A 13,090-nucleotide genomic window follows, 5' to 3' on the forward strand; every position below is an offset into this window, starting at 1 on the left:
GGTGCCCGGTGTAGGACAGCGGGTTTCGCTCTTCCCTACGCCGCGATCGCCTCCAGCGGGGCCACGTCCACGCTCACGTCGAGCTTCTGCGCGCCCGCGCCCAGCACGATGCCGTCGATCGGGGCGATGTCGCCGTAATCGCGGCCGATCGCCATGATGATGTGATCGCCCGCCATCCAGATGCCGTTGGTGGGATCGACCCCGACCCAGCCGAGCTCCGCCCCCGCCCAGATCAGCACCCAGGCGTGCGTGGCATCGGCGCCGACCAGCCGTTTCTTGCCGGGGGGCGGGATGGTGCGGATGTAGCCCGACACATATGCCGCCGGCAGGCCCGCCGCCCGCAGCCCGGTGATCATGATCTGCGCGAGATCCTGGCAGACGCCCGCGCGCTTTTCGAACGCCTCGTGCGGGGGGGTGTCGATCAGCGTGGCCTCGGGATCGAACTTGAACTCGCGGCGGATGCGCTGCGCCAGCGCGATTCCCGCCTCCAGCACCGGCCGGTCGGGCTGGAGATCCTGCGCGCAATAGGCGGCGATATCGCGGTCGAGCGCGATGCGCGGGCTGGGGAAGAGATACGCGGCGGGCCCGGAGGCGGACGGGTCGCGGCTGGCCCGCGCGGTTTCTGCCACCTTGGCGAGCGTGGGATCGCCCGGCTGCGGCACCGGCACGAGGCGGTCGACCTCGATGCGCGACAGGCTTTCGATGGTGAGATGCTTGACCGGCTCCTCGACGACGAGCCGCACGACGTTGGCGAGCCCCGCCTCCGCGCGCGCCGGGAAGGTGCGGCCCGACGGCGAGATGACGAGGCGATAGTCGATCAGCGTCTGCCCCGGCCACGCGATAGGCTTCAGCCGCAGGTTGCAGCGGGCGAAGCGGACCGACGATGCGTAGTCGAAGCGCGTCACGTGCCGAATGTCGTACATCAAGCTAGCGTCATCCCCGGCGACCGCAGCGGCTCCGCGCCCTGCAGGAAATAGCGGCGGGCAACGGCATCGGAAAGGCTGTAGAGCCGCCGCTCGATATTCTTGAACACCGGCTCGCTCAGCCGCGTCGCGTTGGCGGTGGAGATCATCGCGTTGAGCTTGATCGCCTCGGTCTGCTGCGCCTCCTCCATGCCGTCGTCGCCCAGCACCGGCAGCGCGCGGAGATGCTCGACGATGCGCTCGATCTGATAGGCCAGGCTGCGCGGATTGCCCGGATCGAGCGCGACGAGATCGACCACCGGCACGCGCGCGATCCCGGTCAGGTAACGCTGGCGATAGCTGATCTGGCTGTCGGCAAGGTCGAGCAGCGTCGACAGATCGTCGCTGCCCGCGCTCGGCGATCCGAAGGCGGGCACCGCGCGCGCCATCGTCAGCGCGCGTTCGATGCGGCGGCCGAGATCGTGGAAGCGCCACGCGGCCGTCCGCCCCATATGCTCCGCCGACAGCCCGGCGAGTGCGGCGTAGCGGCGCTGCAGCGAGCCCGCGCGGTCGAGCATCCCGCCGCGCGTCGGGAAGGGCGCGTCGAGCAGCCGTACGAAATCCGCCGCCAGCCGGTCGCGCGAGCCCTTGCCGATGCCGCGCGCGAGGCGGTTGATCGCGCGCACGCTGTGCGTCTCCTCGCTCTCCAGCGCGGTGCGCGCGAACTGGATCAGCTCGGCACGCTTGAGATTGGCGGGCTTCTTCGCACCGCCGCCGTCGATCACCAGCCCGACCAGCCGCCCGATCGTATCGGCATCGAGCGCACCGCCGGCATCGGCGTCGATCGAATTGCCGAGCATGACGCGGATGATGTTGAGCAGCGCCTCGCCACGCTCCAGGTAGCGGCCGAGCCAGAAGAAATTGTCGGCGACGCGGCTCGGCAGCGTGCCGGGGTTGCGGCGGACGTGGATCGAATCGGTCGAGGGCAGCAGCGACACGGCCGGCACCGGCTCGTCGCCGCAGATCGCGACGTCGGCGGACCAGTTGCCCTCGCCCATCACCGATGCGCGTACGTCGGCCTCCGCGCCGATCCGCGCGAAGCCGCCGGGCATCACCGTCCAGTTGCCGTCGCCGCCGCGCGCCGCGAACACGCGCAGGGTGAAGGGCCGCGCGACCAGCCCCTCGTCGGTGACGACCGGCATGGTCGACAGCCGCACGATCTCCTGCCCGACATAATCCTGCGGGCGGCGCTCCATATCGTCGAACAGCCGTTTGCGCGCGTCGCCGGTGATCTCCGCCCCCGGCCGCGGCGTCATGCCGTCGAGCCCGAGCGGCTGCGTGCCGAAGGCGGGACCGATCAGGAGATTGTCGAAATCCTCGATCACCGCCTTGCGCGCGCGGTCCTGCCCGCACCACCAGGTCGCGATGTTGGGGATGATGAGGTCGCGCCCCGTCTCGCGCGCGCAGATGCGCGGCAGGAAGGCGGCGAAGGCGGGCGATTCGGGCACGCCCGCGCCGGGCGCGTTGGCGATCACGACATTGCCCGCCGCCATCACGTCGATGAGGCCGGGCACGCCGATCTGCGAATGCGAATCGAGCGCCAGCGGGTCGAGCAGGCGCGGGTCGATGCGGTGCCACAAGGCGTCGATGCGCTTCAGCCCGCCGATCGTGCGGACGTAGAGCTTGTCCTCCAGCGCGGCGAGATCGGGCCCCTCCACGAACAGGAAGCCGAGATAGCGCGCGAGATGCGCCTGTTCCGCGTAGGAGATCGAATAGCGGCCCGGCGTCAGCAGCCCGATGCGGGGTTCGGCCCGCCTGCAGGCGGCGGCGATGCCTTCACGGAAGGCGGCGAAGAACGGCGCGTGACGCTCGATATTGAGCTTGGCCTGCATGCCGCCGAACGCGCGGCTGATCGCGAGCCGATTTTCCAGCGCATAGCCCGCCCCGGCGGGCCCGCGCAGGTGATCGGCGAGGACGCGCCACTCGCCGGTCGGCCCGCGTCCGAGATCGAAGGCGACGAACTGCAGGTGGCGGCCGCCGGGAGGCTCCATCCCCGCCATCGGCCGCAGATAGAACGGACTGCCGGTCGCGAGCGCGGCCGGGATCAACCCCTTCTCGACCAGTTTCGCCTCGCCGTAGAGGTCCGCCACGATATGTTCGAGCAAGTCTGCGCGCTGGACGATGCCGGCGGAAATGCCCTTCCATTCCTCCGCGTCGATCAGCAGCGGGACGGGCGAGAGCGGCCAGGGGCGTTCCTCGATCTCGCCGGCGATGCGAAAGCCGGTGCCGATATCCTCGGCCTGGCGCTGCACGCGCTCGCGCGCTTCGGTCAGTTCCTCGCCGGTGACGTTGGCGATCTCCTCGAGCATCGCCGCCCAGGCGGGATTGCCGATATCGGAGCAAAGCACGTCGCCCGGCTGGCGGCGGCCGCAATAGTCCGCGATCCAGCGCGCGGCGTGGATCGATGGGTCGAGCAGACTTGGTGCCGCCAACGTCGCCACGTCGCCTCAGGGCCTCCCATGCCGGGGACTGATTCTCCGAAACTCGACCATATCACCCCCGCCAGCGTCTCGACCACAAAGCCTTCGCGGGCGCAACAAGGTTTCCGTCAAATCCTCCCCGCCAGGGGGAGGTGGCGCGCAGCGCTGGAGGGGGCGGATGGCGATGACCTCTCCAACGTTCCGCTGGCCTCCCCCTCCGTCACGCTGCGCGTGCCACCTCCCCCTGGCGGGGGAGGATTACAGATCGGGCAGCACCTGATCGGCGAATCCCCACCCGGCGAGCGCGCGGGAATTGGCGCGTTCGATCAGCGCGTCGCCGTCGCGCACGCTCCAGATATGGGCGTTCTCGACATCGCGCAGTTCCGCCCAGCTTACCGGCACCGCGACCGGCGCCCCCGCGCGCGCCCGCGCCACATAGGGCAGCACAGCCGTCGATCCGCGCTGGTTGCGCAGCCAGTCGATGAAGATGCGGCCCTTGCGCTTGGCCTTGGACATGGTGGCGGTGAAACGCTCCGGCTCCGCTCCTGCCAGCGCACGCGAGAAACGGTCGGCGAAGTCCTTGACCGCAGGCCATTCCGCCTGCGGCTTCAGCGGCACGACGACATGCACGCCCTTCCCGCCCGACAGCATCGCGAAGCTCGTCAGGCCGATCTCGGCGAGATGCTCCTTCAGATCGGCGGCGGCCTTCTTCACGTGCCCGAAGTCGAGCCCCTCGTCGGGATCGAGATCGAACACCATGCGATCGGGCTGTTCCAGCGTCGCCACCGACGACCCCCAGCCGTGGAACTCGATCGTCCCCATCTGCACGCACGCGACGAGGCCGTCGGCATCGTCGAGATAGAGATAGTCTTCGGATCCTCCGTCCTTCTCGCGGATCGGCACCTGCTTCACATGGTCTCCGAAGCTGCCTGCGTCATGCTTCTGAAAGAAGCAGGCTTTCCCGCGCCCCTGCGGGCAGCGCACGAGGCTGATCGGGCGGTTCGCGGCCCAGGGCAGCATGACGGGCGCGACCTTGGCGTAATAGTCCGCAAGGTCGCCCTTGGTGACGTCCGACTCGGGAAAGACGAGCCGGTCGCGGCTGCTGACCTTCACATGGATTTCGGGCGCGGCGACGGGCGCTGGCGTCTCGGCGGTGACGTCGGCGGCGGGCTTATCCTCGCGCAGGCCGATGAAGCTCGAATGGCGCAGCACGCCGTCGGGCGTGGTCTCCGCATAAGCGACCTCGGCGACGAGCTTCGGCGTCACCCAGCGCGCCCCGCGCACGGCGGCGCGCGGCGCTTTCACGGTCGGCGTCTTGCGCTCGATCCGCGCGAGCTTCGCCGACAGCTCCTCGATCCGCGCCTGATCGAAGCCGGTGCCGACCTTGCCCGCATAGATCAGCCCGTCCGGCCCGTTGAGCCCGAGCAGCAGCGAGCGGAAGCCGCGGCCCTTTTCGGACGGCAGCCAGCCGACGATGACGAACTCCTGCCGCTTCGTGCATTTGATCTTGAGCCAGTCGGTGGTGCGCCTGCCCCGGTAGGGCGCATCGGCGCGTTTCGAGACGACGCCCTCGTATCCCTCGCGGCACATCGTCTCGAACAAAGTTTCGCCCGAGCCAAGGATGTGTTCCGCGAACTGGATGCGCGGGTCGCCAGCGATGAGGGGGCGCAACCGTTCCTTGCGCTGGATGTTGGGGAGGCCGGTCAGATCCTCGCCGTCGAGGCTAAGCAGATCGAAGGCGAACAATGTCATCTCGCCGGCGTTCGAGATCGCATCCTTGAGCGTCGAGAAATCGGGCCGCCCGTCCTTGAACGCGACGATCTCCCCGTCGATCAGCGCGCTGTCGACATCGAGCGCGGACGCCGCATCGGCGATGCCGGGGAATGTGTCGGTCCAGTCGAGGCCCGAGCGCGTGAAGACCTGCGCCTTCCCCCCGGAGAGGGCGACGAGCGCGCGGTAGCCGTCGTATTTCACCTCGTGCAGCCAGCCCGAGCCGGTGGGCACCGAGTCCACGAGGGTGGCGAGCTGGAGGTCTTGGAACTTCACGTCGCCCCGGCGGAGGCCGGGGCCGCCGCGTTGCCTGGTCCCGCTCTTGGAACTTGGCGGCCCCGGCCTCCGCCGGGGCGACGTGTGAGGCTTGGCCCCTTCCGCGATCTCCACCATCGTCCGCCCGGTCGCGACGCTGGTCAGCCCGGTCTCGACCAAAGTGTCGGTGCCGCCGGCCTCGGCATCGTCGATCTTGCGGAGCAGCCAGTTTTCACCACGCTCCTTCCCGCGCGGTTTCAGGCGGATCAACAGCCACTCGCCCTTCATCCGCGTGCCATCGAGGATGAAGTGCAAATGGCCTTTTTCCAGATCCTTGGCCGATTTCCCTGCAATCGGGGCCCAGGTGCCGCTGTCCCACAGCATCACCGTGCCGCCGCCATATTCGCTCGCCGGGATGATTCCCTCGAAATCGGCATAGCTTAACGGGTGATCCTCGGTCCGCACCGCAAGCCGTTTCTGCTCGGGATCGAGGCTCGGCCCGCGCGTGACCGCCCAGCTCTTGAGGACGCCGTCCACCTCCAGACGGAAATCCCAGTGCAGCCGCGTCGCATCGTGCTTCTGGACGATGAAGCGGTTGCCGTGGCCAGGTGCGAGCGTGCCCGCCGGTTCTGCCGTCTTCGCGAAATCGCGCTTGGCGTTGTAGAGCGCGAGGGGGTCGGCGGCCTTAGCCAAACAGCGTCATCCCAGCGAAAGCTGGGATCTCCCGGTGATAGCGGACGCCCTCACCGCGAAAGACCCCAGCTTTCGCTGGGGTGACGGAAGAGCAATCAAGCACGCTTCTTCGCCGCAGGTTTCCGCGCGGGGGCCTTCCGCGCCGGTGCCTTCTTCTCCGGCGTAGCTGCCGCCGCGCCCTTGCTCTCGACCGATTTCTTGAGCGCCGCCATCAGGTCGACCACGTTAGAGCCGCCCTTCTTCGGCGTGTCGTCGCCGGCATCCTCGATGATCTTGCCGCCCTTCGACTTGCGCTTGCGCTCGACGAGGCTTTTCAGCGCATCGACATAGCGGTCGTGGAATTCCTTGGGATCGAACTTCGCCGTTTTCTTGGCGATCAGCGTCTCGGCCAGGTCCATCAGATCGTCGTCGGGCTTGGTATCGGGAATGTCGCGGAAATAGCCCTGCGCCTTGTTGACCTCGTCGGCATAGCGCAGCGTCTCCAGCACCATGCCGCGCCCGCACGGCTTCAGGCTGACGACATATTCGCGGCCGCGCATCGCGAGCTGCCCGAGCCCGACCTTCTTCGAGCGCCGGAGCGCCTCGCGCAACACGATGAACGCCTCTTCGGCCAGATCGTCGGCGGGCACCACGAAATAGGGCTTTTCGTAATAGAGCACGTCGATCTCGTCGGCATCGACGAACTGCGTCAGCTCCAGCGTCTTTTTCGACTCCAGCTTCACCGCATCGATCTCCTCCTGCTGGAGGAGCACGAAGCTGCCCTTCTCGTATTCGAAGCCCTTCATGATCTCGTCGGTGTCGACGGGACCGACGCCGGTGACGACCTTCTCGTAATGGATCGGCTTGCCGGTCGGCTCGTGGATCTGCTTGAAGCTGATCGTCGCGCCCGACTTGGTGGCGCTGTAGATCTCGACCGGGATCGAGACGAGCGCGAGCCGGATCTGCCCCTGCCAGTAAGCGCGTGCCGCCATCGGATCGATTCCTTCGTTGCGAAGGCGATTCAATTCGCGGCGCGCGGAGTCGTTCCGCCAGCATCGTCACCCCAGCGAAAGCTGGGGTCTCCCGTTCGGGCCGGGAGTGCTCCTTCTAGAGATCCCAGCTTGCGCCGGGATGACGCGTCAGGGCCATCGCGCTAGAGCATCTCCATGACCGATACCGATCCCTTCGCCCTGTTCGACACTTGGTACGCCGAGGCACGCGAGAGCGAGATCAACGATTCCAATGCGATGGCGCTGGCGACGGCGGACGCGGCGGGCAATCCGGCGGTGCGGATGGTGCTGCTCAAGGGTCACGATCCGCGCGGTTTCGTGTTCTACACCAACCGCGAGAGCCGCAAGGCCGATCAGCTCGCCGAAAACATGCGCGCCGCTTTGCTCTTCCACTGGAAGTCGCTGCGCCGCCAGATCCGCATCGAGGGCGCGGTCGCGCTCGCGAGCGACGCCGAAAACGACGCCTATTTCGCCAGCCGCGGCCGCGATTCGCAGCTCGGCGCCTGGGCCTCCGACCAGTCGCGCCCGCTCGACAGCCGCGCGACCTTCGAGGCGCGCTTCGCGGAGATGCAGGCGCGATTCGAGGGCGGCGACGTGCCGCGTCCGCCGCACTGGGGCGGCTACCGCGTCGTGCCGGAGCGGATCGAGTTCTGGCAGGACCGCGCACATCGCCTCCACGAACGCCGCCTCTTCAAGCGCGACGGAGACGGCTGGTCCGAAGGCCTGCTCTACCCGTGACGGCGAGCGCCACCCGCGCCGCGCTCGCCAGCGTCGGCGTGGCGACCCTGCTGCTGCTGGTGAAGGGCGTGGCGGCCTATCGCACTGGATCGGTCGCGATGCTGGGGTCGGTCGCGGATACTGGCCTCGATCTGCTCGCCTCGCTCGTCACGCTCTGGGGCGTGCGCGTGGCGGCGACGCCGGCGGACGATGACCACCGCTTCGGCCACGGCAAGGCTGAGGCGCTGGCGGCGCTGTTCCAGGTGATGGTGATCTCTGCCTCCGCCGCCGCCATCGCGTGGGAGGCGGTCGCGCGGATCGGCCACCCCGCGCCGACGGCGGCTGGCGAATACGGCATCTGCGCGTCGATCCTCGCCATCGCCCTCACCGGCGCGCTGATCGCCTACCAGCGCCGCGTCATCGCCAGCACGGGGTCGGTCGCGATCACGGCCGATTCGATCCACTACAGCTCCGATCTGCTGCTCAACGGCGCGGTGATCGTGGCGCTGCTGCTCGACCAATGGCTCGGCCTGCACGGCGCCGATCCGCTGTTCGGGGTGCTGATCGCTTTGTGGCTCGCCTATGGCGCATGGCGCGCGGCGAATCATGCGATCGACCAGTTGATGGACAAGGAATGGCCCGCCGCCGAGCGCGACCGGCTGATCGCGCTCGCCGCGGATCATCCCGAGCTGCGCGGCCTGCACGATATCCGCACGCGCCGTTCGGGCAACCGCGATTTCGTGCAGTTCCACATGGCGGTCGACCCCGAGATGCCCGTCGCCGCCGCGCATCTGGCGATGGACGAGGTCGAGGAACGCATCCACGCGGCCTTCCCCAATGTCGAGGTGCTGATCCATCTCGATCCGGGCTGGCGGCTCGACGCGAAGCATCCGCTGATCGAGACTGACCTCGCGGACAATCAGCCATGAATGCCAAGGCCGTTCCCCGGCGAAGGCCGGGGCCCAGGTGGGGCGTCGGTCGTAACGGAGGACCGCGCTCCACTATCGAGACCTCCGTAGCTGGACCCCGGCCTTCGCCGGGAAACACGCGCGGATGAAAGTCCCCTACGCGCATATCCTCGCCTTCGCCGACCGGCCGTTCCGCGGCAATCCGGCGGCGGTGATCGCGCTGCCCGAGTGGCGCGACGATGCGACCCTGCAGGCGATCGCGGCAGAGCTTTCATTGCCCGCCACGACATTTCTCGTCGGCGCGGAGATCCGCTGGTTCTCGCCCATCCGCGAGATCGGGCTGTGCGGCCACGGCACGCTGGCGGCGGGGCATTTCGTGCTGGCGGGCGATCCGGCACGCGAGAGCGCGACCTTCAACACACGGGACGCCCGCGCGCTGACGGTGACGCGGACCGGCGACGGCTATGCCCTCGCCCTGCCCGCCCTGCCGCCTTCGCCGGAGGCCCTGCCCGATATCGGCGTGCTCGCCGTCGAGACGCTGCGCCACGCGGGCGGCTACCATGTCTACGTCCTGCGCGACGAAGCGGCGGTGCGCGCCTTCACGCCGGGCGCACTCCCGGCCGGCGCGCAGACGACAGTCACCGCGCCGGGCACCGAAACCGACGTCGTCAGCCGCGTGTTCTCGCCCTATGAAGATGCCGTGACCGGCTCCGCCCATGCCGTGATCGCGCCCTATTGGGCCGCCCGCCTCGGCCGCGACCGCTTCACCGCCTTTCAGGCAAGCGCGCGCGGCGGACGGATCGACTGCAGGCTCGACGGCGACCGGGTGATCCTCACCGGCGGATGCGTCACCGTGATCGAAGGAACGATCTTCGTTTAAGCCGCGGCGAAGGCGCGCTGGGTTTCCTCGATCCAGCCGCCGCCCAGCACCCGGTCGCCCGCATAGAGCACTGCCGCCTGCCCCGGCGCGACGCCGTATTCGGGCGCATCGAACAGCACGGTGTCGCCCTCCAGCCGCGCCGGCACCGGCTTCGCCAGCGAACGGACCTTGGCGGTGAGCGGGCCCTGATGGCCGCCGCCCAGCCAGTTGATCCCCGACAGCCGCGCGGCGTCGACCGCCAGCGCCGCGCGCGGGCCGACCACGACCTGCCGCGCGGCCGCATCGAGGCGGATGACATAGAGCGGCTCGGGCGTGCCGCCGATCTCGAGCCCGCGCCGCTGGCCGACGGTGAAATGGATGAGCCCGCGGTGCCGCCCCAGCACGCGCCCGGCCTCATCGACGATCTCGCCGCTGGTATCCGCTTCGGGCCGCAGCTTCTTGACGAGGCTGGCATAATCGCCGTCGGGCACGAAGCAGATGTCCTGGCTGTCGGGCTTGCCCGCCACGCCGAGGCCGAGGTCTCCCGCGATCTCGCGCACGCGCGGCTTGGGCATGCCGCCCAAAGGAAAGCGCAGGTAATCGAGCTGCGCCTGCGTCGTCGCGAACAGGAAATAGCTCTGGTCGCGCGCCGGATCGGCGGCGCGGTGCAGCTCTGCGCCCGCCGCGCCCGCGACACGGCGGACGTAGTGGCCGGTGGCGAGGCAGTCCGCGCCGAGATCGCGCGCGATCTGGAACAGGTCGGTGAATTTCGGCCCCATGTTGCAGCGGACGCAGGGAATCGGCGTGCGTCCGGCGAGATATTCGTCGGCGAAACCGTCGATCACGCTCTCCCGGAAACTGCTCTCATGATCGAACACGTAATGCGCGATGCCGAGCCGGTCGCACACCGCGCGCGCATCGCGGATGTCGCGGCCCGCGCAGCACGATCCCGCGCGGCCCACCGCCTCGCCGTGATCGTAGAGCTGGAGCGTGATGCCGATCGTCTCCGCGCCGGTGCGCGCGGCGAGCGCCGCCACCACCGACGAATCGACCCCGCCCGACATGGCGACGACGATCCGCCGTCCGGTCAGGTCGGCCCCCAGCTGAAAATCCGCATCGAAACGCATCGCGCGCAGATAGGCGCACGCGCCCCGCACCGCAAACTTTCGGCATCATGGTTTACGCGACCTTTAGACGCGCGCGCTAAAGCCGACCGACCAACGACGCTGCCAATCGGAAAACGAACCCTGTGGATCTGAGCTTTACCCGTTTCGAAGCCGACACGCGCGTCACCGCGCTGCCGCCCGATCTGGCGGTGCTGATGGTCGGCATCTTCGTGCGGCAGGCGGCAAGCGAAACGGCAATGGCCCAGACAAAACTTGCCGCCGACCATATCGTGGAAGGCATCTTCGCGCCCGCGCACGGCGCGTTCAATCTGCCGGTGGCTCAGATGTTTACGGCTTGGAAGGCCGAATGAATCGCGCGTTTACCGTGCCGCTTTAGCCGGCATTCAATACCGGCAAGCTATTGCCGTTTACAGAGTTGGAGAGGGGGCCCCCCGCCCCGATCGAAGGTTGTGAGTAGATGATCGAGAATCAGAAGATCCGTCCCGCGAAAGTCATTGGCCCGCTCGGCGAGCCGTTGACGCTCGATTCGCTGCCGCCGCCCGAGACCACCCGCTGGGTCGTGCGCCGCAAGGCCGAAGTCGTCGCCGCGGTGAACGGCGGCCTGCTGAGCGTGGACGAAGTGTGCGAGCGTTACAGCCTGACGGTCGAGGAATTCGCCGGCTGGCAGCGCGCGATCGATCGCTCGGGCATGCCGGGCCTGCGCGTCACGCGCATCCAGCACTACCGCTCGCTCTACGAGCGCCAGCAGAAGTATTGATCGAGAGCAATCGATAAACTCAAAACGTAGTCGGAACAAAGTGCGCCGATAATCGGTTTTGCTCCATGTACCCCAGACACGGGGAAACATGGAGGAAATCATGGGCATTATCATCTGGCTTATCGTCGGTGGCGTTGTCGGCTGGCTCGCCAGCATGTTGATGCGGACTGACGCGCAGCAGGGCATCCTGCTCAACATCGTGGTCGGTATTGTCGGCTCGGTTATCGCGTCTTTCATTTTTGGCGCGGGTATCAACCAGGCTATCACCGTGAACACGTTCGTGTTTTCGCTGATCGGCGCGGTTATTCTGCTGGCGATCGTGAATCTGGTGCGTCGCGGGTCGCTGCGCTAAACCACACCGCTCAAGCGTAAAGCGGGCCGCCCGAGCGATCGGGCGGCCCGTTTTCGTTTCATTTCAGCAGGAAGCGTACCGACAGCGTGACGGTCACGTCGGTCTCGCCCGCCGCGACCGGGGTGGAATCGGCCGCCTTGGCGCGCATGTACATGACGGGCGGCTGGGGCGATCCGCCGTCGTTCGATCCGCTCTCCGCGATCGACACGATCCGCGACACCGACAGACCCGCCGCCTTCGCGTAGAGTTCGGCCCGCGCGCGCGCCTTCTTTACCGCATCCGCGCGCGCCTCGTCGAGCGCGGCATCGGGCTGATCGAGCGCCAGGTTCGGCCCGTCGATCTGGTTCGCGCCGACGCCGACCAACGCATCGAGGATCGCACCCGATTTGGCGATGTCGCGGAAGCGCACCGACACCGAATTGCTCGCCTGATAGCCGGTGACGGCGGGTGCCTGGCCGTCGGCATAGCGATATTGCGGGCTGAGGCTGACGTTGGCGGTGCGGATGTCGCGCTCGGCGATGCCGGCCTTCTTCAGCGACGCGAACACCTTGGTCATGCGCGCGGCATTGTCGGCCAGCGCCGCTGCCGCCGTCGCGCCTTGCGTCACCACGCCCGCGCGGATCGTCGCCACGTCGGGCACGCGCGTCGTGCGGCCTTCCGCCGACACGTCGAGGATCGTGCCGTCGGGCAGGATCGGCGATGGCATGCTCTGCGCGTTCACCGCCATCGGCGCGGTAGCAGCGGCGGTGATCGCCAGCGCGGTTGCATAGAAAATCGGTCGCATCGTCAGTCTCTCCCGGAAAAAATCATCGTGGCCGCGCTCCTCGCATGGCGGACGCGAACCGTGGATGAACGAACGTGAAGGCCGCCGTTCAGCGAGGATGTCAGCGCGTGCGGCGGTTGGTGATCACCCGGTACAGCGCCAGCAGCGCCACCGCGCCCGCCGTCGCCGCCGCATAATTCTTCCACCCGCCGACCAAGGTCCAGCCGAGCGCATGCGCCACGAGGCCGGCCAGGAACGCGCCCGCCATTCCCACAAGGATCGTCACGACGATACCGCCCGGATCGCGCCCCGGCAGCAGGATCTTCGCCAGCACGCCCGCAACCAGCCCGATCAGCAGCCAGCCGATAATGGATCGATCCATCTCCGCACCTCTCTTGCACAACCTCCGCCCGTCGTACGCGGGCTCGCGTCAAGACTTCTGCGCGGTGTTGGATTTATGCAACAGGATTCACCGATCCGGCGCATATCCACATTGCCGCGAGGCGGGGAAATGGCCA

The 13,090-nt window shown here is 68.1% G+C and carries 13 protein-coding genes; 6 read left to right on the top strand and 7 right to left on the bottom strand.

The annotated features are described in order from the left end of the window. Positions 1-35: 35 nt before the first annotated feature. The 4 genes from Q5H94_RS12220 to ku form a co-directional block, all read right to left on the bottom strand. Positions 36-926, bottom strand: a complete 891-nt coding sequence (locus tag Q5H94_RS12220; protein WP_304561554.1) for a transglutaminase family protein — start codon at positions 924-926, stop codon at positions 36-38. Further along, positions 923-3,403 (bottom strand): circularly permuted type 2 ATP-grasp protein, encoded by a 2,481-nt coding sequence (locus tag Q5H94_RS12225; protein ID WP_304561555.1) that lies wholly within the window; start codon positions 3,401-3,403, stop codon positions 923-925. Before Q5H94_RS12225 ends, Q5H94_RS12220 begins: the two co-directional genes overlap by 4 nt. Positions 3,404-3,640: 237 nt before the next feature. Continuing rightward, a complete protein-coding gene (gene ligD, locus Q5H94_RS12230) occupies positions 3,641-6,100 on the bottom strand; it encodes a DNA ligase D (protein WP_304561556.1) in 2,460 nt (819 codons plus the stop codon). 95 nt (positions 6,101-6,195) lie between these two features. Next, on the bottom strand, positions 6,196-7,071 hold the full coding sequence (gene ku, locus Q5H94_RS12235; protein WP_304561557.1) for a non-homologous end joining protein Ku: 876 nt from the start codon (positions 7,069-7,071) through the stop codon (positions 6,196-6,198). A gap of 174 nt (positions 7,072-7,245) precedes the next feature. Between ku and pdxH the strand changes: the two genes are divergently transcribed. The 3 genes from pdxH to Q5H94_RS12250 all read left to right on the top strand — a co-directional run bounded on the left by pdxH (position 7,246) and on the right by Q5H94_RS12250 (position 9,594). Continuing rightward, positions 7,246-7,827 (top strand): pyridoxamine 5'-phosphate oxidase, encoded by a 582-nt coding sequence (gene pdxH / locus Q5H94_RS12240; protein ID WP_304561558.1) that lies wholly within the window; start codon positions 7,246-7,248, stop codon positions 7,825-7,827. Next, the gene (locus Q5H94_RS12245; protein ID WP_304561559.1) at positions 7,824-8,735 is read left to right on the top strand and encodes a cation diffusion facilitator family transporter; all 912 of its coding nucleotides are present in this window, start codon (positions 7,824-7,826) and stop codon (positions 8,733-8,735) included. The genes pdxH and Q5H94_RS12245 overlap by 4 nt, the downstream gene beginning before the upstream one ends. A gap of 124 nt (positions 8,736-8,859) precedes the next feature. Continuing rightward, a complete protein-coding gene (locus tag Q5H94_RS12250) occupies positions 8,860-9,594 on the top strand; it encodes a PhzF family phenazine biosynthesis protein (RefSeq protein ID WP_304561560.1) in 735 nt (244 codons plus the stop codon). Here Q5H94_RS12250 and mnmA read toward each other — a convergent pair. Beyond that, on the bottom strand, positions 9,591-10,700 hold the full coding sequence (gene mnmA, locus Q5H94_RS12255; RefSeq protein WP_304561720.1) for a tRNA 2-thiouridine(34) synthase MnmA: 1,110 nt from the start codon (positions 10,698-10,700) through the stop codon (positions 9,591-9,593). The genes Q5H94_RS12250 and mnmA overlap by 4 nt on opposite strands. 122 nt (positions 10,701-10,822) lie before the next feature. Here mnmA and Q5H94_RS12260 point away from each other — a divergent pair, with 122 nt between their 5' ends. From Q5H94_RS12260 to Q5H94_RS12270, 3 genes are all read left to right on the top strand, one after another. Further along, on the top strand, positions 10,823-11,050 hold the full coding sequence (locus Q5H94_RS12260; protein ID WP_304561561.1) for a hypothetical protein: 228 nt from the start codon (positions 10,823-10,825) through the stop codon (positions 11,048-11,050). A 107-nt stretch (positions 11,051-11,157) separates the two neighbouring features. Next, the gene (gene sciP, locus Q5H94_RS12265; RefSeq protein ID WP_304561562.1) at positions 11,158-11,457 is read left to right on the top strand and encodes a CtrA inhibitor SciP; all 300 of its coding nucleotides are present in this window, start codon (positions 11,158-11,160) and stop codon (positions 11,455-11,457) included. A 100-nt stretch (positions 11,458-11,557) separates the two neighbouring features. Beyond that, complete coding sequence (locus Q5H94_RS12270) at positions 11,558-11,809, top strand: GlsB/YeaQ/YmgE family stress response membrane protein (RefSeq protein ID WP_304561563.1); 252 nt, start codon at positions 11,558-11,560, stop codon at positions 11,807-11,809. Positions 11,810-11,867: 58 nt separating this feature from the next. On the opposite strand, the gene Q5H94_RS12275 is transcribed toward Q5H94_RS12270, so the two are convergent. Beyond that, positions 11,868-12,593: an SIMPL domain-containing protein gene (locus Q5H94_RS12275; protein ID WP_431312167.1), complete on the bottom strand. Its 726-nt coding sequence runs from the start codon at positions 12,591-12,593 to the stop codon at positions 11,868-11,870. A 100-nt stretch (positions 12,594-12,693) separates the two neighbouring features. Further along, the gene (locus Q5H94_RS12280) at positions 12,694-12,954 is read right to left on the bottom strand and encodes a GlsB/YeaQ/YmgE family stress response membrane protein (protein WP_304561564.1); all 261 of its coding nucleotides are present in this window, start codon (positions 12,952-12,954) and stop codon (positions 12,694-12,696) included. Positions 12,955-13,090 lie beyond the last annotated feature (136 nt).

The sequence above is a fragment of the Sphingomonas immobilis genome (assembly GCF_030580995.1).
Classification (GTDB): domain Bacteria; phylum Pseudomonadota; class Alphaproteobacteria; order Sphingomonadales; family Sphingomonadaceae; genus Sphingomonas; species Sphingomonas immobilis.

What these genes read in the sequence shown, in the direction of transcription:
- sciP (WP_304561562.1), top strand. Translation starts at nt 11,158, where the DNA reads ATGATCGAGAATCAGAAGATCCGTCCCGCGAAAGTCATTGGCCCGCTC.
- mnmA (WP_304561720.1), bottom strand. Translation starts at nt 10,700, where the DNA reads ATGCGTTTCGATGCGGATTTTCAGCTGGGGGCCGACCTGACCGGACGG.
- pdxH (WP_304561558.1), top strand. Translation starts at nt 7,246, where the DNA reads ATGACCGATACCGATCCCTTCGCCCTGTTCGACACTTGGTACGCCGAG.
- Q5H94_RS12275 (WP_431312167.1), bottom strand. Translation starts at nt 12,593, where the DNA reads ATGCGACCGATTTTCTATGCAACCGCGCTGGCGATCACCGCCGCTGCT.
- Q5H94_RS12270 (WP_304561563.1), top strand. Translation starts at nt 11,558, where the DNA reads ATGGGCATTATCATCTGGCTTATCGTCGGTGGCGTTGTCGGCTGGCTC.
- Q5H94_RS12250 (WP_304561560.1), top strand. Translation starts at nt 8,860, where the DNA reads ATGAAAGTCCCCTACGCGCATATCCTCGCCTTCGCCGACCGGCCGTTC.
- ku (WP_304561557.1), bottom strand. Translation starts at nt 7,071, where the DNA reads ATGGCGGCACGCGCTTACTGGCAGGGGCAGATCCGGCTCGCGCTCGTC.
- Q5H94_RS12280 (WP_304561564.1), bottom strand. Translation starts at nt 12,954, where the DNA reads ATGGATCGATCCATTATCGGCTGGCTGCTGATCGGGCTGGTTGCGGGC.